The organism is Ruegeria sp. CE6, assembly GCF_056537485.1.
Genome location: NZ_JBQFRR010000001.1, coordinates 1,434,101 through 1,454,256, shown reverse-complemented (window position 1 = coordinate 1,454,256; position 20,156 = coordinate 1,434,101). Strand labels below are relative to the sequence as shown.

Here is a 20,156-nt window from a genome sequence, read left to right as displayed (position 1 = left end):
CAAAGAAGAGCTGCACCCAAAAGCAACACATTGCTTTTGGGAATTTCCCCATCACCACCTAAAGAAAGATATGCGCAAGTTTAAGGAGAGTGGATTTCTTAAATTTGTCTAAAACTGGATTTGGTTAAAATAGTGCTAAAATGCCACAACCTGGGTTCATCCCTAAGGCTGGATCAGTTCGGCTGAGTTGGTTTAGGTTCACACAACTTTTCGAAAAAATGAAAGAGCACACTATGAAGGCTGTCCTGTTCGAGAAGTTCCAACAAACCCCCAAGGTTGTCACAGTCGACGACCCTGCACCCGATACTCATGGCGTTGTTCTGAAGGTCGAAGCCACCGGCGTTTGTCGTAGCGATTGGCACGGGTGGATGGGGCATGACAGTGATATCGAGCTGCCTCACATACCCGGTCATGAGTTGGCTGGCGTGGTCGAAGCCGTCGGACGGGATGTAAAGAACTGGAAAGTTGGCGACAAGGTAACCGTGCCTTTCGTCTGCGGCTGCGGAACGTGCAGCGAATGTCACGCAGGGCATCAGCAAACCTGTCTGTATCAAGAGCAACCCGGCTTTACCCATTGGGGCAGTTTCGCGGAATATGTACCAATTCATCAGGCTGACCTTAATTTGGTCGCGCTGCCTGAAACCATGGAATTTGCAACCGCCGCCAGCCTTGGCTGCAGGTTTGCCACTTCATTCCGCGCGGTCGTCGATCAAGGAAGGGTCTCGGCCGGTCAATGGGTTGCCGTACATGGCTGCGGTGGGGTCGGTCTGTCAGCCGTTATGATTGCTGCCGCCGTCGGGGCCAATGTCATCGGGGTTGATCTAGACGAAGCCAGACTCGAACTTGCGCAAGAACTGGGTGCAGTTGCGACCATTAACGGTACAGATGCTGATGTTCCCGAAGCGATCCGCGAAATCACCAAAGGCGGCTCCCATGTGTCAATCGACGCTTTGGGTCATCCCGTCACTATGACCAACTCAATCCTCTGCCTGCGTCCGCGCGGCAAGCACATTCAGGTCGGTCTGATGCTGGGTGATCACGCTTCGCCAGCAGTACCCATGCCAAAGATCGTAGGACAAGAGATCGAATTGCTTGGTTCGCACGGGATGCAGGCGCATCGCTATGGCGCGATGCTCGACATGATTAAAAATGGCAAGTTGGATCCGGCCCGGTTGGTGGGGGAAAAAATCAGCCTGGAAGACGCGCCCAAGGCCTTGATAGGGATGGATAAGTTTACCTCAATCGGTGCGACGGTCATCACAAGGTTCTGAGTCACAAACAGGATCCGCCCCGTGCGAAAATGGCGCCACTAAACGGCGATTTAAAAATGCATCACTCAATTGGCAAGTTCTGTTGGTATCGCTGAAAAATGGGCATCGCCTGATCCCAAAAGGTACTTTCGGACCGCCAGGTCGATTGATTTACTCTGTTCTGAATAGACACCGCAGGCAGTGAGCGCTTCACGGGCGGTAATGCGCTCATCAAGCCGTTTCCAGATTGTTTTCGCCGCATAAGGGTGTGGAAACGGCCGCCAAGCCACACCCATTGTCATGCCACGCAAGTATTTTAGCTGTTGGCGATGGGCGGAATAAAGGATGGTCTGCGCAATGCTTCCTTCCTTGCCGCATTCATGTTCGGTGGCGAAGATCCTGTTACCGCGCAGGGCAACCAGCCCTTCGTAGCGCGAAATCTGCCGAACGCTTTTGTCCGGGGACGTGGCGTTTTCGTGCGAGCGGATCGTCACGACGCCATCCACCTCCTTAAGTCGAATCAGAGAACAAAAAATGCGCCCCTGCCAAGACGGGGTGCAAAAGAAAGAATGATAGAAGCCCACATAGCGTCTGAGATTCTTCACCTGATCACTGTACGGCTTAACCAACAAGCTGGCAGGAGTTTCTTTCCGACGGACGATCGAGTCTTTTAATGTTTCTTCAAACTCCGTCCGAGGCGCAAAAAGCTGTGCCTCAGGCAGATCGAAATACCGAGCGATACGGCGTAGGTTGTGGGCTGATGGCAAGCTTTCGCCGTTGAGGTAGCGATTAAACTGCTGCCTGTTCAGGCCGATTTCTCGACAAACTTGCGAGATATTGCCTCGCTCGGCGCACAAAGACCGTAAATTTGCGGAAAAACTTTCGGACATAAGCGTCATTTCTTTCGCGTTTTGACGCTATAATGCTAAAGATTGAATAAAAGCGCGTAAAGTAGCTCAGTTCAATAATTTTCGGAATGCGGGTTGGCTGTACCAAACGCAACAACGGGACCTCGCTCCGAATGTCCACAAAAATCATCGAAAACACCTGGATCCCCCTGCCGGATGGTCGGAAACTGGCTGCACGAATTTGGTTGCCCGAAACCGGGCCGTCACCCGCCATTCTGGAATACCTCCCCTATCGCAAACGGGATGGAACTGCGCCGCGAGATGCAACCACTCATCCAGTATTTGCCGAGGCAGGATACGCCTGCATCCGCGTCGACATTGCCGGGACCGGTGATAGCGAGGGGCAGTTCGACGACGAGTATTCGGAACAGGAACTCCGCGATGGTGAAGCCGTTCTGAGTTGGATCGCCGCACAAAACTGGTGCGACGGAAACATTGGGATGATCGGTATCTCCTGGGGAGGGTTCAATGGGCTGCAGCTGGCCTTTCGCCATCCGCCCGAGCTCAAGGCGGTGGTCAGTGTTGCCTCGACCGTGGATCGGTACGCCGATGACATACACTTCATGGGCGGCTGCCTGTTAAGCGACAATATCAACTGGGGCAGTCAGATGTTCGCCTATTTGACACGGCCCGCAGACCCCGAGCTGCGATCTGATTGGCGAGAAGACTGGCTTGCCCGACTTGAGAATGTACCATTCTCAGCAGCCGATTGGCTACTTCATCCAACGCGCAGCGCGTTCTGGAAACATGGCTCGGTCTGCGAGGATTGGTCGGCGATTCAAGCTCCGGTTCTTGCGATAACGGGTTGGTCGGATGCATATGTCAACGCTCCGCCAGCGCTGGCAGCAAATCTGGCCGTGCCGTCAAAGGCGCTGATCGGACCGTGGGAGCACCGCTATCCGCATATCTCGAAACTGGAGGCAGGGGATTTCCATTCCGAGGTGATCGGCTGGTTTGATCGCTGGCTGAAGGGGCAGCAGAATGGCGCCGAAGACCTGCCCGCCTACCGAACCTATATGCAGGATCATTTTGGCCCGAGCAAAAAGAACAAACCCAGGCAGGGCCGCTGGATCGCCGAGACAGAATGGCCGTCGCCCAATGTCAGTGATGAAGTCTGGCATTTGGGATTGGGTGGGTTCTCCGACGTCGCCACTACGGCCGAGACAACCGTATCGAATCCGGCCCATATCGGACAGGCTGGCGGGTATTTCTGCCCGGGCATGCGGATCGACAATGAGTTGGCCGAAGATCAAGCAGCCGATGACGCACTGTCGCTTTGTTTCGATACGGCACCGCTGGACAAGCCGCTTGAACTGCTTGGACGGGCGCGACTGAAACTGTCCTTCACCGTGGACAGACCGGTAGCCCAACTGATTGCGCGATTGTGTGATGTCGCCCCGGATGGGGTTTCTCAGCGGATCACCTATCGGGCGCTGAACCTGACGCACTACAAGAGCCACGAGACCCCTGTAGCGTTGGTTCCCGGTCAAGTTTACAGTGCGGAAATTGCACTAAATGAGTGCGCGCATCGCGTGAAACCCGGTCATATCCTGCGTCTTGCGCTGTCTACCGCTTACTGGCCAATCGTTTGGCCCGCGCCAGAAGCGGCAGAGGTGACGTTGCAACTGCAAGGTTCGGCGCTGTATTTGCCGGTTCGGACGATGTCTGAGGAAGCTGATCCTGCACATCCCGGACCAGCGCAGGATTATCCGACGTTGCAAAGCACCGAGCTGCGCGCGCCGTCGGGCCGATCCGAACGGCGCATCGAAGCGGACGGAACCGTCGTACTTGAGACATTCGACGACTACGGCAAAGCACAGGACCCCGGCCACGGCCTGATCGTCGGAAGCCACGTCGCCATGCGCTATGCGATCCATCCCGATGACCCAGCGACCGCGCAATTCAAGGCGGGCTGGCGTTTCACGTTCGAGAGGGACGAATGGCAGGTCGAGATCAGCACCGAAAACGCGATGACCTGTGACGTCGAGAATTTCTATCTGCATCGAAAACTGCGCGCCACCGAAGGCGCGGACAAAACAGAAGTTCTGACAAAGGAATGGAACAAAACCATCCCGCGCAGGCTTCTGTAAACGATCTGACCCAAGGGAGAACATCATGAAAATCGAATGGACAAAAGCAAATGTCGGGCGCAGGGGCTTCTTGAAAGGGGCAACTGCGCTTGGGGCGGCATCCGCGCTGCCTGCAAGCTGGGCCAATCGCGCCTTCGCCGCTGATGACGGGGTGTTGCGGGTGCGCGCCTACGGTGATGCCCAGAACATGGACCCCGCACATTCCGTCGGTGTTGTCGAAGAAGAAGTGCATGCCTCGATTTACAACAAGTTGATCCAATACAAGCCCGGCGAGGAATGGGGTTGGCAGCTGGATGCGGCGGCGATGATCGAGCAGGTTGACCCGACCCATATCAAGTTCGCCCTACGCGATGATATCGGTTTCACCAATGGCTTCGGTGCGATGACCGCTGAAGACGTGAAATTCAGCATGGAGCGCATCGTGGACGATGCGACCGAAAGCCCGAACAAGCCCGATTTGGGTCCGTTCAGCCATGTCGAAGTGAGCAGCGAACGCGAAGGTACCATCGTTCTGAACGAGCCGTTTGCTCCGATTTGGTCGATCGCCCTGCCCTACATAACCGGCAACATCGTCTCGAAAGCTGCGGTCGAGGCCGCAGGGGGCCGCATCGGGGCTGATCCGGTCGCTGAATCCGGCCCTTATCTGCGGGACAGCTGGTCACCCAAAGAAAAAACCGTGCTTAAGCGCAACCCGGATTGGAAGGGTGACGCACCAACATGGGACACAATCGAAATCCTGCCGATCGACGACGAAAACACCGCCGAGATCGCCTTTGAGGCGGGCGAACTGGACATGACTCGGGTTTCGCTGGGATCGGTTGAACGCTATCGGGCCGGTGTTCCGAACGGCGGATCTTTGGTCGAGAAACCCTCACTGTTCTATGTCTGGTTGGGCATGAATCTGGATCACCCCAAGCTTCAGAACCCAAAACTGCGTCAGGCGATTCAACATGCAGTCGACGTACCAAGCATCCTAGAGGCGGCCTATTTTGGAGCCGCTGAACCCTCGACAGGCATCATCGCACCTGGCCTTGCGGGCCACCGCCCGCAATCTCTGGTCCCTCCGGCGGCAAACTTCGAGAAAGCGGCGCAATTGCTGGCGGAATCTGGCGAGACCAATGTGACGCTTACGCTGGACACGCTGAACAAGACCACTTTCACAACGACGGCTCAGATCATTCAGGCAACTCTGGCGCAGATCGGGATCACGGTCGAAGTCAACGTACTGGAATCCGGTGCATTCTGGGCAAGCGGAGACAACGAGAACCTGCAACTGGTTCTGAACCGCTTCTCGATGACCCCCGATCCATATTATGCGACGGCTTGGTTCACCACCGAACAGGTCGGCATCTGGAACTGGGAGCGGTTCAGCAACGCTGAATTTGACGAAATTCACAACTCGGCATTCAAGGAAGCGGATGTGGCCAAACGCGCTGAGATGTATCAGCAGGCGCAGGATCTGATGGAAGAAAGTGGTGCCTACCGCTTTATCACCCACGAGGCGACACCGGTGATTCATTCGGCTCGTGTCACCCCCGCGCTAAGACCCGACGGTCTGGCACTGCTGCGGTATTTCGGCAAGGCGACCTGACCTCCCCAAGGTCGGCTATGTCCGGCGGGGTTTGACGCCCGCCGGACAAAACAGCTCGCCACCCATCCACAAGGAGCCAGCTTTTCATGTTGAAGTTTGCAACCCGCCGCTTCGGGCTAGCGCTGCTTATCCTGTTCGTGGCGGTTACCGTCATGTTCCTGATGATCCGCGCCGTCCCCGGGGACCCGGTCCAGATCATGTTGGGGCCACGCGCAACACCTGAGCTTCAGGCCCAGCTCACCGCTGCGTTGGCGCTGGATCAACCAATCTGGAAACAGCTGGTCATATTCTATGGAAACCTGGTCCGTGGCGATCTGGGAATCGACGTATTCTCGGGCCGGTCCGTGACAGATATCGTGTTTCAGCAGCTACCCTACACTCTGGAACTGATCTTTGCGTCGATCCTGTGGTCCGCCACCTTGGGAATTGCGCTTGGGGCATATGCCGCCGCCCATCCGAACACTCTGATCGACCGAATTGCGGCGGCGATTTCGGTCAGTTTTGTTGCAGCACCCGCCTTTGTCGTAGCACTTCTGTCGCTATTGGTCTTCGCCGTGCATCTTCAGTGGTTTCCAGCCATCGGCGCGGGCGAAGGCTTCTGGGGTCGCATTGATCACCTCGTTTTACCCGCCTTTGCCATCGGGCTAAGCTGGGTGGGCTACATCGCGCGGTTGGTGCGCGCCTCGATGTTGGAAGTCTTAGGCGAAAACCACGTTCGGACCGCACGTGCCTTCGGTATCGCAGAGCGCCGCGTGGTGATGGTTTATGCCTTGCGTATCGCCATTCTTCCGGTTGTCACGGTGATCGGCGTCGGCATGGGTTTCCTGCTGAGCTCGGCCGTATTCGCCGAAATAGTGTTCGCGCGCCCGGGTCTGGGCAAGCTGGTGATCGACAGCATAACCACCCGCAATTACCCGATTGTCATGGGCTCGGTTCTGATCTCAACCGGTTTGTTCGTCGTGTCGACCGCACTGGCGGACCTGATCAATGCGTGGCTCGACCCACGCGCTAGACAAGCGCATTGAGGAAAGCCGAAATGGAAAAATCTCGTTCTGAACTTGGTCAGATCATTGTCGGCGTCGCCCGCGACCCTCTGGGTCTGATTGGTTTGGTCATTGTCGGCACCATCGTCTTCTGTGCGATTTTCGCCTATTGGATTGTGCCCTATGATCCCGTGGCCATGGATATCAAAGCCCGGTTGCAAGGCCCGTCTGCCGAGCACCTTCTGGGTACGGACCAACTTGGCCGCGATACGTTTTCCCACGTGATTGCCGGCGGTCAGGTTGCATTGAAAGTCGCCTTGCCTGCGGTCTTTGGTGCGATGGTAATTGGCCTAACCTTGGGAATGATTGCGGGGTATGGGCCAAAATGGCTCGACAACCTGTTGATGTTGTTCTTTGACACCATCCGATCCTTCCCAACCGTGATGTTCGCGCTGGCCGTTGTGGCCCTGGTCGGTCCCAGTTTGCAAACGGTTGTGTTCGTGGTGATGGCGACTTCGATCCCAACCTATGGCCGTGTGGCGCGAACGCAGACCCTGACGTTGCGCAACTCCGAGTTCATTCTGGCCGAGCGGTCGATGGGGGCCAGCATGGCCCGCATCTTGGGTGTGCACATGCTACCAAATATCGTGGGGGTTTTGGCCGTCCTGGCTGCTATGGACATCCCGACGGTGATCGCGCTTGAGGCGGGGCTGTCCTTTCTCGGGCTTGGCGTGAAGCCCCCAACCCCCAGTTGGGGCGCACTTCTGAAGGACGGGTATTCCCTGATCCGACAGACACCTTGGCTGGTGGTGGGCGGCGGTCTGCCGATCATTCTGGCAACCCTGGGCTTTACGTTTTTAGGGGAATCCCTGCGCGACGTGGTTGATCCCAAACTGAGGAAACAGCGATGACCGAAACTCTTCTGGAAATCGAGAACCTCAGCGTCGATTATGAAACGGCACGCGGAGATCTCAAGGCATTGCGGGATATCACCTTTGACATCCGCAAAGGTGAGATCGTGGGTATTGTCGGTGAGTCTGGTTGCGGAAAATCAACCTTGATCTCGTCGATCCTGCGGCTGACCGCACCGAACACGCGGTTCCGGCAAGGCGAAATACGCTTTAAGGGGCAAGACCTGTTGCAAGTGCCTGAACGCAGGATGCGGGATCTGCGCGGGGCCGATATCTCGATCATCTTTCAGGACCCGATGCAGACCCACAATCCGGTTCTGACCATTGGCCAGCAGATGGTCGATATTCAGCACCGGTCCAAGGCTAGTAAGCAGGAAAAACTGGCCAATGCGGCAAAGATGCTGGGGGCTGTCGGAATTCCGGACCCAGAGGCACGGCTAAAGCAGTTCCCGCATGAGTTTTCAGGCGGAATGCGACAGCGGATCGCGATCGCCATGGCGTTGATGTCAGAACCCGACCTGCTGATCGCGGATGAGCCGACCACCGCGCTGGACGCCACGCTTGAGGTGCAGATCATCGAACGCCTGCAAGAGCTGCAGCGCGAATTCCATTGCGCCATCCTATTTATCTCGCACCATCTGGGTGTGATCGCGGAACTGTGCGACCGAGTGGTTGTGATGTACGCAGGCGCCGTTGTCGAAAGCGGTGAAGTGCGCGAGATTTTTCACAATCCCAAGCACCCTTACACACGCCGTCTAATCGACTGTGACCCGGGCCATATCAAGGAACGCGCACGGGTCCTGCCAACCATTCCGGGCGAAGTACCCGATCTGGCCAATCTGCCTGGTGGATGTATCTTCCGCGACCGCTGCAACCAGGCGATGCCGCGCTGTGCAATGGACGTTCCCCCCTTGGATCTTCTGAAAGAAGGGCATCACGCCGCCTGCTGGCTGAACCATGAGGAGGCCGCGAAATGAGCCTGCTGAACGTCCACGACCTGCAAACCAGCTATGGCCCTGTCAACGTGCTGGCTGGCGTCAGTTTTGAGGTCGAAGCTGGCGAAACCTATGCGCTTGTCGGCGAGAGCGGTTCGGGCAAGACAACTGTCATCCGTGCGATTGCGGGCCTGGCCCCGGCGCAGGCCGGTTCGGTCGTGTTTGACACGCAAGAGATACGAGGCGCGCCGGAACGGGTAATGCGTCCGCTGCGCAAGGACATGGCGATGATGTTTCAGGACCCTGTGGGCAGCTTGTCACCACGCCTGACAATTCGAAGCCTGATCACGGAACCCTATCGCATTCAGGGCATGAAAGATCGCGATCTGGATGCCGAAGCCAAGCGTCTGCTGGAAATGGTGAACCTGCCGGTGCATTTCGCGGACCGCTACCCCTATCAATTGTCCGGTGGCCAGGCACGACGGGTTGGTGTTGCCCGCGCTTTGGCGCTGGAGCCGAAACTGATCCTGGCGGATGAACCAACGGCAGGGTTGGATGTTTCGGTACAGGGTGAGCTGCTGAACCTGCTCAACGACCTGCGGGAACGCCTGGGCCTGGCGATGGTGATCATCACCCACAACCTGAACGTGGTGCGCCACGTGGCAGACCGCATGGGCATTATGTATCTGGGTCGACTGGTCGAGGAAGGCACGACAGAGGCGATCTTCGACGATCCGCGCCACCCCTATACCCGCTGCCTGCTCAGCGCCAACCCCGAGCCGGACCCCGATGCGCGCCTTGAACGGATCGCGCTCAAAGGTGAGCCGCCCAGCCTCTTGCAACGCCCGTCGGGCTGTGAGTTCCGCGAAAGATGCCCGTTTGCCAAAGACATCTGCACACAGACACCGCAATGGGAGGTTGCGGCGGGCCACGGGCTGCGCTGTCTCGCACCCTTGTCGGGTGCGCCTGCTCCGGGTCACTAAAGGATGAGGGAAACACTCTATTTCGGCGGTCCCATCCTGACGATGGACGCCGACAATTCCCGACCCGAGGCGGTGTTGGTGCGGGACGATGTCATCATTGCGGTGGGGGACGAAGCAACGCTGCGGCGGCAGATGTCATCCGATGCGGGTGTATATGACCTAGCTGGCCAGACCCTGATCCCAGCCTTCATCGACTCGCACGGCCACTTCCCAGATCCCGGCTTCATCCAGCTGTTTCGGGTTGATCTTGCATCACCTCCGCGCGGCGCGTGTATGGATATGGCGCAAGCTTTGGAAAAGCTGCGCTGCCGGGCCGAAGAGACGCCTGAGGGCGATTGGGTGATGGGCGTTTTGTTCGACAACACCGCCATTTCAGAAGGCCGCATGCCCTCCCGGGCCGAACTGGATGATGTCTCAACGGCGCATCCAATCTGGGTTCTGCATGCTTCGGGTCACAACGGCGCGGCCAATTCGATGGCGCTGAAGCTGCATGGCGTCAATCGCGACACCCCGGACCCGGCCGGAGGGCGTTATGGCCGCGACCCCGATACCGGCGCCCTGACGGGGCTGGTCGAAGGGCTGTCGGCCATGGGCGAAATGGGCGACACTGATTTTCTGATCGACCGGGACAGGTTCTGGCAAGGGTTCAACGCCTGCCGTGATGAGTATTTGTCCCACGGAGTAACTTATGCACAGAACGCTTGGGCATCGCAGGTTATGCTCGACCACTTTGCCAGCCTTCGTGCCGATCAGGATCCCGGCATTGATTTGGAATTATTGCCAATTGCCGATCTGGAACCGGCTCTGAGCCAGGGCTGGATCGACAATAACTGGCCCGGCAACCCACATTTTACGCTGGGTGCGCGCAAGCTGTTTACCGATGGTGCATTCCAGTTACAGACTGCCTATCTGTCTGCGCCCTACCACAAGTCGCTGGACCCCGATCACCCCTGTGGCATGATCTATGCCACGCAGGTCGACATGGATTCCGAGGTTCTCCGCCTACACGCTATGGGGTTTCAGATCCATTGCCATTGCAACGGGGATGCCGGGGCCGAGATGTTCATCGATGCGGTGGACAAGGCCTTGCTAGCGCATCCGCGAGACGATCACCGCCATACAATCATCCACGGCCAGGTTCTGCGCGACGATCAACTGGACCGCATGGCGCGGCTTGGAATAACTGTCAGCTTCTTTTCAGCACATGTGCATTTCTGGGGGGACCGACATTACGATACCTTCCTCGGCCCGGAACGCGCTGAACGGATTTCGCCAGCCGCAACTGCGGAACGATACGGTGTACGCTATACGATCCACAATGACGCGTCGGTTACGCCAACGCGGCCAATCCATCTGGCGCATTGCGCGGTGAATCGACTGACTGCATCCGGCCGGCAACTGGGTGAAAAGGAAAAGGTCAGCGTACTGTCTGCGCTACGGGCACAAACCATCGATGCGGCGTGGCAAGTGTTCAAAGAAGATCAGCGCGGTTCGATTGAGCCCGGAAAACTGGCAGATTTCGCCATCCTTTCTCGCAATCCCCTAGATGATCCTGAACGGCTACTCGACACATCGATTGTTGCAACCATCCGGCGAGGTCAGATTGTGTTTGGCACCACCAAATCCAGAAAAGAACTGGAATTTTAGAATGACAGCCAAACGCATTGCCATTGCCGGATTTCAACACGAAACCAACTGCTTCGGAGCGACCAAAGCGGGTCTGCCCGAGTTCGAGATGGCAGATTCCTGGCCCGAAATGTTGCATGGCGCGCGTGTCATCGCAGACACCAAAGGCATGAACCTACCCATCGCCGGGTTTTCTTCCGCCGCGAACCAGGCAGGTTTCGAGCTTTTCCCAATCCTGTGGTGTGCGGCAGAACCTAGCGCTCATGTCACGGATCACGCGTTCGAGAAGATATGTACTATGATCTTGGATGGCCTTCGCGGCGCGGGACCGCTGGACGGAGTGTATCTCGACCTGCACGGTGCCATGGTGACTGAAAGCCTTGCCGATGGTGAGGGAGAGCTGTTGCGCCGAGTACGTGATCTGGTAGGGCGGGATGTTCCGGTCGTGGCGAGCCTGGACCTGCATGCCAATATCTCTGACCAGATGATCTCGCAGGCGGACTATCTGGCAATTTTCCGCACGTACCCGCACCTCGATATGGGCGAAACCGGTGCGCGATGCGTACCGGTTCTGCAAAGGCTACTGGCAGGAGAGAAGCTGCACAAAGCCTTCCGGCAGGTGCCCTATCTGATCCCATTACATGCGCAATACACCTGGGCCGCACCGTTTGATGAGATTTATCAGTTGCCCACCCGGTTCGAACAGGCCCATGTCTATGCAGAAATCGCGCTGGGTTTTACAGCGGCAGACTATCCCGATACTGGTCCGTCCTGCGTTGCCTACGCGACCAGTGCCGCGCAAGCGACCGCCGCAGTAGATCAAATTGTCGACCTTTTTCTCGCCCGAGAACCTGATGTGGACTGCTCTATGTTGTCGTTGGACGAAGCCGTTCTGGCCTGTCGTTTGCATCGCGACAAACCGCTCGTGTTAGCGGATGTACAGGACAACGCAGGCGCAGGCGGCACATCCGATACCACCGGACTTCTGGCCGCTTTGATCGAGGGGGACGCGCAGGAGGTTTTGATGGGTCTCTTCCACGACGCCGAAAGCGCAGAGAAAGCGCATCGTGCAGGCCAAGGCGCAATACTGAACCTTGCCATCGGCGGAAAATCAGGTCTGCCCGGGCACCACCCCGTTGAGGCAAAGTTCGAAGTTCTGGCCATCGGAGATGGCATCTGCCGATACTCAGGTGAGATGTACGGAGGCGGCATCGCGACGCTTGGCAAAACGGCCGCTCTGAGGATGATAGAGTCTGGCGCGAAGATAGACTTGGTCGTCACCAGTGTGCGCAACCAATGCCTAGACCGCGCTCATTTCACCCATATCGGCCTGAATCCCACATCCTATTCAGTGATCTGTGTCAAAAGCACCACACATTTCCGGGCGGATTTCCAACCCATCGCAAGCGACGTGAAAGCCGTTGCCGCTCCAGGCACCTTTCTCTGCGATCTGGACCAGATCCCCTACTACAACATCGCAGGCAAACGCCGCATCGAAACAAGTGGACCCAAAACCAGAAACCATTGATTTCCCACCCGCATCGCAGCTCGCAATCGACATAGCAGGCGCAGAAACTGCATCGAGATCCCGCTCGTAAACTAAGAGATTGGAAACTTCTCGCTTCACGTTTTGACAATGCTGCGTCATCACTCGCTTCAAACCTACAGAAGATAGGGCTTAAACCGCTTCTGTTCGGCAGAAACCCAAGCCCATTACGACCAAGCTTTGACAGAGCAACCCTGCAGCAAATCCCGACCCAGCGAACGGACCTTGCTAGCGCGATTCACGGTTCGAAATCGAGCGGTGAAGATGTCTGACTTATATTGGTTGGCTGGCGAACATAAAGCGCGTCTTGAGCCCTTATTCCCCAAATCACACGCCAGTCATCTACGCGAGACCCGCGGAGTTACAGACCCAGATTGTGATGATCTGCTAAAACCCGCTTTTTATCGGAATAGTGAACGAAACCGCAACGCTGGGAAATACCATCACACCGGATACCTCCGCTCAAACAAACTGGTCTGAGATCCGGCCTGTTCGGCGTTGGATGTAGACGGCAAGTGTAGCTATCGATAGACAACTTCCAAAGGGTCAAACCGAAAACGAGGGCCCGAGGCAACCCAGGCAACAGGAAGAAACTATGAAGCGCTGTGCAATTGTACAATTTGAACCGCGCCATGAAGAAGTCATCCCCAGCTTGGTGGCCGCCTGTAATGCCAACGGGTACCGACCACGAATCTTTCTGCATCGCCGGATCTTAAAGCTGCGCGGAGATATCATGGCCTTGGTCCCGGGATTGGAATTTGATGTTGAGTATGTGCCTTTAAGCACGCCGGATTACCGGGCTGCGGATGCACCAAAACATATCAAGTCTACTATGGCTGCAATTGAAGCGGCCGAACATGACTTCGTCCTCATGGCCTCTTTGAGTCGTCCAAAAGCGGCAAGCTGGGCGCGTGGAGTGAAGAAGCCATTGATCATGGTCCTGCATAATCTGGATCAGTTCAGCCAGATGGCACCCCTGCGCGAGACGCTTCAGATGCCAAATGCGCGCTACATCAGCCTGAGTGCACATGTCACGGCTGAATGGATCAGCCGGGTGGGCAAAGCCCATATGGACAGGATCGCGACGTTGGAGCCGTTTTATTGGATCGATGATCCGGAACCAAAATTGGGCCAGCCGCGTCAGGTCGTGATCCCCGGCAACGTTAACATGCGGACACGTGATTACCCTGGCCTGCTGAATCTTCTTGGCAATCGACCGGACGCCTTTCAGAATCTGCATTTCATCCTGCCGTCAGGAGGCGGAGATCGCGCCAAGGTTGAAAGTGAGATCCAGGACCGAAAGCTTGACGCGCGTTTTACGTGCGTGCCTTTGGACAACAGCGGGCAGGTCGGGCATGCCGCGTATTTTGACGCACTGGCAGGCGCTCAGGTGATACATCCGCTCATGCCATTTGACTATGAACAATATCAACGGATCAAGATCACATCTGCCCTGTCCTCATCGGGTGGATTCTGTGTGCCGATCGTCATGGACCGCTGGTCAGAGGCCTGTTACCGACCACCAATGCTGATTGCTGACAATGGGTTGGAGGCAAGCCTGACCCGCATTTCAGAGGCGAGTGATGCAGAACTCAGCGATCTGCAGGCAGCGCTGAAGTCTTACCGCCGATCTGCACTTTCAAACGGAGCTGTCGGGCTAAGACGGCTAATTGAACAATAAGTGCATCTATTCGGTACACTCTCAGCCTTTTAGATCCACCTAACCTTGAGTTGGAAATCGCCCAAGTTGGCAACATGATGCCGCGCCGTACTTTTTTCGTTCCTACGCGAAATTCGCAGTTCAGAACATCTGCAAAACCGTTATTCTCAATGAGCACCACATGACATGCGGTCTGGCGGATCACCAGACTGAAGCGTCGGATCAAAGGAATAGAATGACACGAATGCTAGCGATCCTGACGGTCAAAGATGAAGGCGCGTTCCTGTTGGAATGGCTCGCCCATCATCAGATGGTTGGTTTCACTGATTTTCTGATCTTCTCGAATGATTGCGCGGATGGCACCGATCTGATGTTGCACCGACTCGAAGAGATGGGGCAAATCACTCATGTCAGCCATGAAGCCAAGCCCGATAAGAGCGTACAGTGGCAGGCTATGAAACAAGCCGCCAAACATCCTCTATTGAAAGAAGCAGACTGGATACTGGCGCTCGATATTGATGAGTTTGTAAATATCCATATTGGCGACGGCTCATTAAACGCGCTCATCCATAGCCTCCCCGAGGCGGATGCGATCACGCTCACCTGGCGGCTATTCGGAAATGCAGGGATCGTTTATTTTGAAGATGCGCCGGTGACCCAACAGTTCACTTCGTGCGCCCCCAAACCCATCCTTTGGCCGTGGCGCGCCTCGATGTTCAAAACGCTTTATCGCAACAACGGGATTTACCGTAAACCAGGCATTCATCGGCCAATTTCGCCTGATCAGACCCGCGTGGATGAGGCGTGCTGGTATGATGGATCAGGCCGTTTGCTTGGCGGCGATTATCGCCGCCAGCGGGTATTTTCCAACTATACCCAAGATACGACCATGAGGGTTCAGCTTAACCATTATGCTTTGGGCGCGATGGACTCCTTTCTGCTCAAACGTGCGCGTGGACGTGGGGTGCATTTCAAAGAGAAAATCGGCATGGATTATTGGGTCGATTACAACTTTAACAGCGATCAGGACGTCTCTATTTCCCGCTACCAATCGGCACGGGCTGCTCGGGTTACCGAGCTAAAATCAGATGCCACACTGAAGAAGCTACATGACAAGGCCTGCGAATGGCGGCACAAGCGATTTAAGGAACTTTTGGAGTCAGAACCTGAACGCGCGTTTTTTGCTCGCCTGATGATGGCTGGCCAATCCACACCTCTGACGGAGCATACGGCCCGTCAGCTTATTTCAGTTGCCATGCGCGCGAACCAGAAAGCCGCCGCAGAGTCCGAGTAGGAGCCTTCCTTCGTGCCGCAATCATCAAAAACCCATCCTGAATATCTGTCTACTCGTGCAGGCCGTACGCGGCGGATATTTCAGGTCGGTTTCAACAAGTGCGGCACAAGGTCGATTTCCGCCTTTCTAGATAACAACGGCATTCCGACGGTTCACTTCAAGCGTGGCAATCTGGCCCGCGCGCTCGCTAACAATCTTAAGTATGGCTATGCGCCGCTCAATGGCATTGACCGTTGGGTCGGCTACACCGACATGCAGATGGTAAGCGGCTCGCGCGTGATTGAAGGTTGCCGTTATTTTCGTCAACTCGCGGCATATTATCCCAATTCCTATTTCATATTGAACACTCGAGACAAAGACAGGTGGATCGCAAGTCGCCGAAACCATGGCAATGGGTTTTATGCCGAGCGTTATCGTAAGGGTATGAATTTCGAGTCGGTTGATCAGGTAATTGATCATTGGTCAGAAGAATGGGACCGGCATCATCAGGAGGTGCCCGAATTTTTTAAGGACCAACCGGATAAATTATTGATATATAATATAGAAACAGACAGCCCTGACCAGATGTCCGAGTTCCTTGCGCCTGATTTTGAGACTGATCCGACTTTCTTCGGCCATGAGGGTAAAACGTCCGGAGGCAATGACGCCGACGATGCGGTTTCTCCGAATTGAGATGTCATGGCCTACTTATTTAAGCAGCATAAGAAATCGAGTGTGGGCGAGAACGAAAGGTTCGGTCGCCAACTCTCTGACGAATGAATGCGACTTAAAACTTGCCCAGCTTAGCTGGCTAACGGAGTGACAAGATTGAACAGGCAGGCTGCGCCGCCGCGCACCTTTTGATTGCCTTGATTCCTATGGTGCGCGCGATGCTCTTGCCGTTGGCAATCTTTTGGAAAGGCCGTTGATTTCGACAATTTGGGCAATGAGCGTCGTAACTGTTGGTTTACTCTTGGTGCTGTTAGAGCACAAAATCCAGACCAATATCGAGGCAGTGTGCACTGTGGGTGATCCAGCCCATAGAAATCAAATTAACACCGGTGTTCGCCACAGCCCGCACATTATCTGGGGTTATCCCGCCTGAAGCTTCGGCAATGGCTTGACCATCAATCATGCCTATAGCTTCGCTTAAGGTTCTTGGATCCATGTTATCCAGTAGCACCGCATCAACACCGATTTTCAGAACTTCGGCCAGCTGCTCCAGCGTGTCGACCTCGATCTCGATCTTGACCATATGACCGACTGTCTCTTTGGCCCGCGTCAAGGCCGGGCGGACACCCCCGGCTATGGCGATGTGGTTGTCCTTGATCAGCACCGCGTCACTTAGGGAGTAGCGATGGTTCATGCCGCCGCCTGATCGCACAGCGTATTTCTCTAAAGCCCGCAAACCGGGCGTTGTTTTTCGGGTACAGACGATGGCAGCACGCGTGCCTTCGACGCGGCGAACCATATCGGCAGTCACACTTGCAATACCCGATAGATGACCCAAGAAGTTGAGCGCCGTACGTTCGGCAATCAGCAGACTGCGCGACGGCCCTTTGAAGGTAGCGATCACTGTGCCGGGCGCGACTGTCCCACCATCCTCGACATGACGGATTACTTTGATCGCCGGATCTATCAGCTCACAAGCCAATTCAGCACAATCCAGACCGGAAATACATCCGGATTGACGCGCGCAAGCCACAACTTCGGAAACATGATCCGAAGGAATAACAGCCGAAGAGGTGACATCTCCGGCGAGGCCCAAATCTTCATCAAGTGCGCGGCGGATCACCGGCTCCAGCATCGTTCGGGGCAACGGGGCTAGGGGCATGATAGTCATTTCTCAAGCAGTCCTCAAAAAGGGTTCCTGACTGGTCAAACTCGCATGAGCAAGTACTTCGGTCAGAGTCATCAAAAGAGATTGCGCGTTCGCCTCAGGATTAGGGAAGTCACTTCGGTAATGTCCGCCACGCGATTCTCGGCGTAGATCGGCAAAGACCGCGATCGAAAGCGCGACTAGTGCCGGGTCAGAAGCGCAGGCAGCGGTTTCGACCAACGGAGACAACTTTGAAATGACTTGACGCAATCCCACCTCGTCGCGGATCAAACCCAGAAATTTTGTAGCCAAAGGCCGGACAGAGCTAGGGTCAGAACGAGGCAGAGCGGTAACTGTAGGAACAAATGACAGGTTTCTCATTTCTGCCTTGGCAACATCATTTGCGGCGCGGCATCCCATCACCACCGCCTCTAGCAGTGAATTGCTAGCAAGGCGATTGGCACCATGCAGGCCAGTGGCCGCGCATTCACCTATGGCCCAAAGGCCTGACAGAGTGCTTCTTCCATACTCATCAACGGCGATACCGCCCATGTGGTAATGCGCAGCCGGAAGTATCGGTATGGGATCGCGCGCCGGATCAATTCCGGTTGCTGCGCACAATGCATGGATGCCAGGGAACCGCTGGACAAATTCGGCACCAAGCGCGGCACGAGCATCAAGAAACACTCGCCCACCTTCCAATATGACCTGATGCACGGCACGAGCCACCACGTCACGCGGGGCCAGTTCAGCCCCTGGAATATGCGACATGAAGCGCTTGCCGGTTTGGTCAATCAGAATTGCGCCTTCGCCCCGGACGGCTTCACTGACCAATGCCAGTGGTGTCTGCTTGGCATCCAGCGCTGTGGGATGAAACTGGACAAATTCCATATCGCGCAACGCTGCCCCGGCGCGGGCGGCCATCATGACACCCTGGCCGAAATTACCTGAAGGGTTGGTGCTGACACCAAACAGACCGCCGCAACCGCCTGTCGCCATAACGACCTGAGATGTGCGCAATACCTCTGCTTGGGCATCTTTTTGCAGATGAACGCCTGTGACGTGTCCGTCTAGCGTCAACACCCGTCGGGCTTCGACTCCGGTCAAGCAAGTGATCGACTGGCATTGCAACACGGCACTCGCAAGGGCCGATGTGATTTCGGCTCCGGTGCGGTCGCCGCCTGCATGCAGTATGCGGCGGCGGGAATGCGCGGCCTCGCGCCCCAAGGCATATGTGCCGTCGGCGGTTCTATCGAAACGAACGCCATGTTTCTCTAAACCAGTGATCGCCTTTTGCGCTTCGCAGAGAATGGCCGACGCCAGGGTTTCGTCGCACAGCCCGTCGCCCGCCCGCAAAGTATCGGCCAAGTGTTGCGCAGGATCACCATCCGTGCCTAGTTCGGCGGCAATCCCTCCTTGAGCCCAAGCGCTGGAACATTCCTGGCCCAGCCCTGCACGGGTGATTAGTACTACGGGTTGTGGAGCTAGTTCCAGCGCTGCCGTCAGCCCGGCGATGCCGCCACCGATGATGGCAGTTCGACCATGAAGCCCTTCGAGCCAGATCATTTAACTGCCAGCATCCGTTCTACCGCGCGGCGCGCATCTTCGGCGATGGCCGGATCGACGGTGACTTCGTGATGGCCCAGTTCCAATGCGTTGCGAATGTTGCGCAGACTAATGCGCTTCATATGTGGACACAGGTTACAGGGGCGCACGAATTCCACCTCAGGATGGTTCAGCGCCACGTTGTCGCTCATCGAGCATTCGGTCAGCAGGCAAACCCGCGTCGGTTTTTTGTCGCCGACGAAATCCGACATGACTGCGGTAGAGCCAGAAAAATCTGCTTCGGCAACCACTTCGGGCGGGCACTCAGGATGGGCCAGCACCGTAACACCCGGCCACGCTTCGCGCATTTCACGTATATCGGCTGGAGTAAACAGTTCGTGCACCTCGCAATGTCCATGCCATGCGATCAATTCGACATCGGTCTCTTTGGCGACGTTCTTGGCGAGATACTCGTCCGGGATCATCAACACGCGCGACACCCCGAGGGATTCCACCACCTTTACTGCGTTGCCCGACGTGCAGCAGATATCCGATGCCGCCTTCACCGCTGCCGAAGTGTTTACATATGTGATCACCGGAACGTCGGGATGGGCTTCGCGCAAAAGCGCAATATCCTCGGGTGTGATGGAATCCGCCAGTGAACACCCCGCCCCCAAATCTGGGATCAGCACTGTCTTATCCGGATTCAGCAGCTTGGCAGTTTCCGCCATAAAATGCACACCAGCCAACACAATTACATCGGCATTAACCTCGACAGCTTCTCGCGCAAGCGCAAGGCTGTCGCCCACGATATCGGCAACTCCATGGAAGATCTCCGGCGTTTGGTAATTGTGGGCGAGGATGACCGCATTCCTCTCACGCTTGAGATCAAGGATGGCTTCCAGATCATCTTCAAACAGCATCCATTCGGGTTGCGGGATGATCTGCTTTACCCGGTCGTAGAGGTCTGGAAGGCGAAAATCTTTCATTGGCTTCTCCATTTATACTCGAATCGAGTATATTGAGGTCATGCTTA

The 20,156-nt window shown here is 56.1% G+C and carries 16 protein-coding genes; 12 read left to right on the top strand and 4 right to left on the bottom strand.

Features of this window, described 5'->3' with window-relative positions:
* Positions 1 to 233 precede the first annotated feature (233 nt).
* Entirely contained in the window at positions 234 to 1,271 is a 1,038-nt protein-coding gene (locus tag ACR0DK_RS07035) for a zinc-dependent alcohol dehydrogenase family protein (RefSeq protein WP_223118673.1), read from the top strand.
* Between the two features lie 65 nt (positions 1,272 to 1,336).
* Here ACR0DK_RS07035 and ACR0DK_RS07030 read toward each other — a convergent pair whose 3' ends face one another.
* On the bottom strand, positions 1,337 to 2,140 hold the full coding sequence (locus ACR0DK_RS07030) for a helix-turn-helix transcriptional regulator (RefSeq protein WP_480735395.1): 804 nt from the start codon (positions 2,138 to 2,140) through the stop codon (positions 1,337 to 1,339).
* A 131-nt stretch (positions 2,141 to 2,271) separates the two neighbouring features.
* Between ACR0DK_RS07030 and ACR0DK_RS07025 the strand changes: the two genes are divergently transcribed.
* The 11 genes from ACR0DK_RS07025 to ACR0DK_RS06975 all read left to right on the top strand — a co-directional run bounded on the left by ACR0DK_RS07025 (position 2,272) and on the right by ACR0DK_RS06975 (position 16,449).
* The gene (locus tag ACR0DK_RS07025) at positions 2,272 to 4,248 is read left to right on the top strand and encodes a CocE/NonD family hydrolase (RefSeq protein ID WP_480735393.1); all 1,977 of its coding nucleotides are present in this window, start codon (positions 2,272 to 2,274) and stop codon (positions 4,246 to 4,248) included.
* A gap of 25 nt (positions 4,249 to 4,273) precedes the next feature.
* Complete coding sequence (locus ACR0DK_RS07020; RefSeq protein WP_480735391.1) at positions 4,274 to 5,839, top strand: ABC transporter substrate-binding protein; 1,566 nt, start codon at positions 4,274 to 4,276, stop codon at positions 5,837 to 5,839.
* 86 nt (positions 5,840 to 5,925) lie between these two features.
* On the top strand, positions 5,926 to 6,864 hold the full coding sequence (locus ACR0DK_RS07015; RefSeq protein ID WP_170422950.1) for an ABC transporter permease: 939 nt from the start codon (positions 5,926 to 5,928) through the stop codon (positions 6,862 to 6,864).
* Positions 6,865 to 6,875: 11 nt separating this feature from the next.
* Positions 6,876 to 7,733 (top strand): ABC transporter permease, encoded by an 858-nt coding sequence (locus ACR0DK_RS07010; RefSeq protein WP_480735389.1) that lies wholly within the window; start codon positions 6,876 to 6,878, stop codon positions 7,731 to 7,733.
* Positions 7,730 to 8,710: an ABC transporter ATP-binding protein gene (locus tag ACR0DK_RS07005; RefSeq protein ID WP_480735386.1), complete on the top strand. Its 981-nt coding sequence runs from the start codon at positions 7,730 to 7,732 to the stop codon at positions 8,708 to 8,710. Before ACR0DK_RS07010 ends, ACR0DK_RS07005 begins: the two co-directional genes overlap by 4 nt.
* Positions 8,707 to 9,651 carry an ABC transporter ATP-binding protein gene (locus ACR0DK_RS07000; RefSeq protein ID WP_170407608.1) on the top strand — a complete coding sequence of 315 codons (945 nt, stop codon included), beginning with the start codon at positions 8,707 to 8,709 and terminating at the stop codon, positions 9,649 to 9,651. The genes ACR0DK_RS07005 and ACR0DK_RS07000 overlap by 4 nt, the downstream gene beginning before the upstream one ends.
* A 3-nt stretch (positions 9,652 to 9,654) precedes the next feature.
* On the top strand, positions 9,655 to 11,298 hold the full coding sequence (locus tag ACR0DK_RS06995; RefSeq protein ID WP_480735383.1) for an amidohydrolase: 1,644 nt from the start codon (positions 9,655 to 9,657) through the stop codon (positions 11,296 to 11,298).
* 1 nt (position 11,299) lies between these two features.
* Positions 11,300 to 12,805, top strand: a complete 1,506-nt coding sequence (locus ACR0DK_RS06990) for a M81 family metallopeptidase (RefSeq protein WP_480735381.1) — start codon at positions 11,300 to 11,302, stop codon at positions 12,803 to 12,805.
* Between the two features lie 751 nt (positions 12,806 to 13,556).
* On the top strand, positions 13,557 to 14,504 hold the full coding sequence (locus ACR0DK_RS06985; RefSeq protein ID WP_223118519.1) for a hypothetical protein: 948 nt from the start codon (positions 13,557 to 13,559) through the stop codon (positions 14,502 to 14,504).
* A 160-nt stretch (positions 14,505 to 14,664) separates the two neighbouring features.
* The gene (locus ACR0DK_RS06980; protein ID WP_480735379.1) at positions 14,665 to 15,777 is read left to right on the top strand and encodes a glycosyltransferase family 2 protein; all 1,113 of its coding nucleotides are present in this window, start codon (positions 14,665 to 14,667) and stop codon (positions 15,775 to 15,777) included.
* A 12-nt stretch (positions 15,778 to 15,789) separates the two neighbouring features.
* Entirely contained in the window at positions 15,790 to 16,449 is a 660-nt protein-coding gene (locus ACR0DK_RS06975; protein ID WP_170407560.1) for a sulfotransferase, read from the top strand.
* 289 nt (positions 16,450 to 16,738) lie between these two features.
* On the opposite strand, the gene nadC is transcribed toward ACR0DK_RS06975, so the two are convergent.
* Genes nadC through nadA form a run of 3 tightly spaced genes read right to left on the bottom strand, consistent with a single transcriptional unit; the run spans position 16,739 to position 20,109 of the window.
* Positions 16,739 to 17,590, bottom strand: a complete 852-nt coding sequence (nadC, locus tag ACR0DK_RS06970) for a carboxylating nicotinate-nucleotide diphosphorylase (RefSeq protein WP_223118520.1) — start codon at positions 17,588 to 17,590, stop codon at positions 16,739 to 16,741.
* Between the two features lie 12 nt (positions 17,591 to 17,602).
* A complete protein-coding gene (locus ACR0DK_RS06965; protein ID WP_223118521.1) occupies positions 17,603 to 19,141 on the bottom strand; it encodes an L-aspartate oxidase in 1,539 nt (512 codons plus the stop codon).
* The gene (gene nadA, locus ACR0DK_RS06960; protein ID WP_480735376.1) at positions 19,138 to 20,109 is read right to left on the bottom strand and encodes a quinolinate synthase NadA; all 972 of its coding nucleotides are present in this window, start codon (positions 20,107 to 20,109) and stop codon (positions 19,138 to 19,140) included. Before nadA ends, ACR0DK_RS06965 begins: the two co-directional genes overlap by 4 nt.
* Positions 20,110 to 20,156: the final 47 nt, after the last annotated feature.

What these genes read in the sequence shown, in the direction of transcription:
- ACR0DK_RS07035 (WP_223118673.1), top strand. Translation starts at nt 234, where the DNA reads ATGAAGGCTGTCCTGTTCGAGAAGTTCCAACAAACCCCCAAGGTTGTC.
- ACR0DK_RS07030 (WP_480735395.1), bottom strand. Translation starts at nt 2,140, where the DNA reads ATGTCCGAAAGTTTTTCCGCAAATTTACGGTCTTTGTGCGCCGAGCGA.
- ACR0DK_RS07025 (WP_480735393.1), top strand. Translation starts at nt 2,272, where the DNA reads ATGTCCACAAAAATCATCGAAAACACCTGGATCCCCCTGCCGGATGGT.
- ACR0DK_RS07020 (WP_480735391.1), top strand. Translation starts at nt 4,274, where the DNA reads ATGAAAATCGAATGGACAAAAGCAAATGTCGGGCGCAGGGGCTTCTTG.
- ACR0DK_RS07015 (WP_170422950.1), top strand. Translation starts at nt 5,926, where the DNA reads ATGTTGAAGTTTGCAACCCGCCGCTTCGGGCTAGCGCTGCTTATCCTG.
- ACR0DK_RS07010 (WP_480735389.1), top strand. Translation starts at nt 6,876, where the DNA reads ATGGAAAAATCTCGTTCTGAACTTGGTCAGATCATTGTCGGCGTCGCC.
- ACR0DK_RS07005 (WP_480735386.1), top strand. Translation starts at nt 7,730, where the DNA reads ATGACCGAAACTCTTCTGGAAATCGAGAACCTCAGCGTCGATTATGAA.
- ACR0DK_RS07000 (WP_170407608.1), top strand. Translation starts at nt 8,707, where the DNA reads ATGAGCCTGCTGAACGTCCACGACCTGCAAACCAGCTATGGCCCTGTC.
- ACR0DK_RS06995 (WP_480735383.1), top strand. Translation starts at nt 9,655, where the DNA reads ATGAGGGAAACACTCTATTTCGGCGGTCCCATCCTGACGATGGACGCC.
- ACR0DK_RS06990 (WP_480735381.1), top strand. Translation starts at nt 11,300, where the DNA reads ATGACAGCCAAACGCATTGCCATTGCCGGATTTCAACACGAAACCAAC.
- ACR0DK_RS06985 (WP_223118519.1), top strand. Translation starts at nt 13,557, where the DNA reads ATGGCCTTGGTCCCGGGATTGGAATTTGATGTTGAGTATGTGCCTTTA.
- ACR0DK_RS06980 (WP_480735379.1), top strand. Translation starts at nt 14,665, where the DNA reads ATGACATGCGGTCTGGCGGATCACCAGACTGAAGCGTCGGATCAAAGG.
- nadC (WP_223118520.1), bottom strand. Translation starts at nt 17,590, where the DNA reads ATGCCCCTAGCCCCGTTGCCCCGAACGATGCTGGAGCCGGTGATCCGC.
- ACR0DK_RS06965 (WP_223118521.1), bottom strand. Translation starts at nt 19,141, where the DNA reads ATGATCTGGCTCGAAGGGCTTCATGGTCGAACTGCCATCATCGGTGGC.
- nadA (WP_480735376.1), bottom strand. Translation starts at nt 20,109, where the DNA reads ATGAAAGATTTTCGCCTTCCAGACCTCTACGACCGGGTAAAGCAGATC.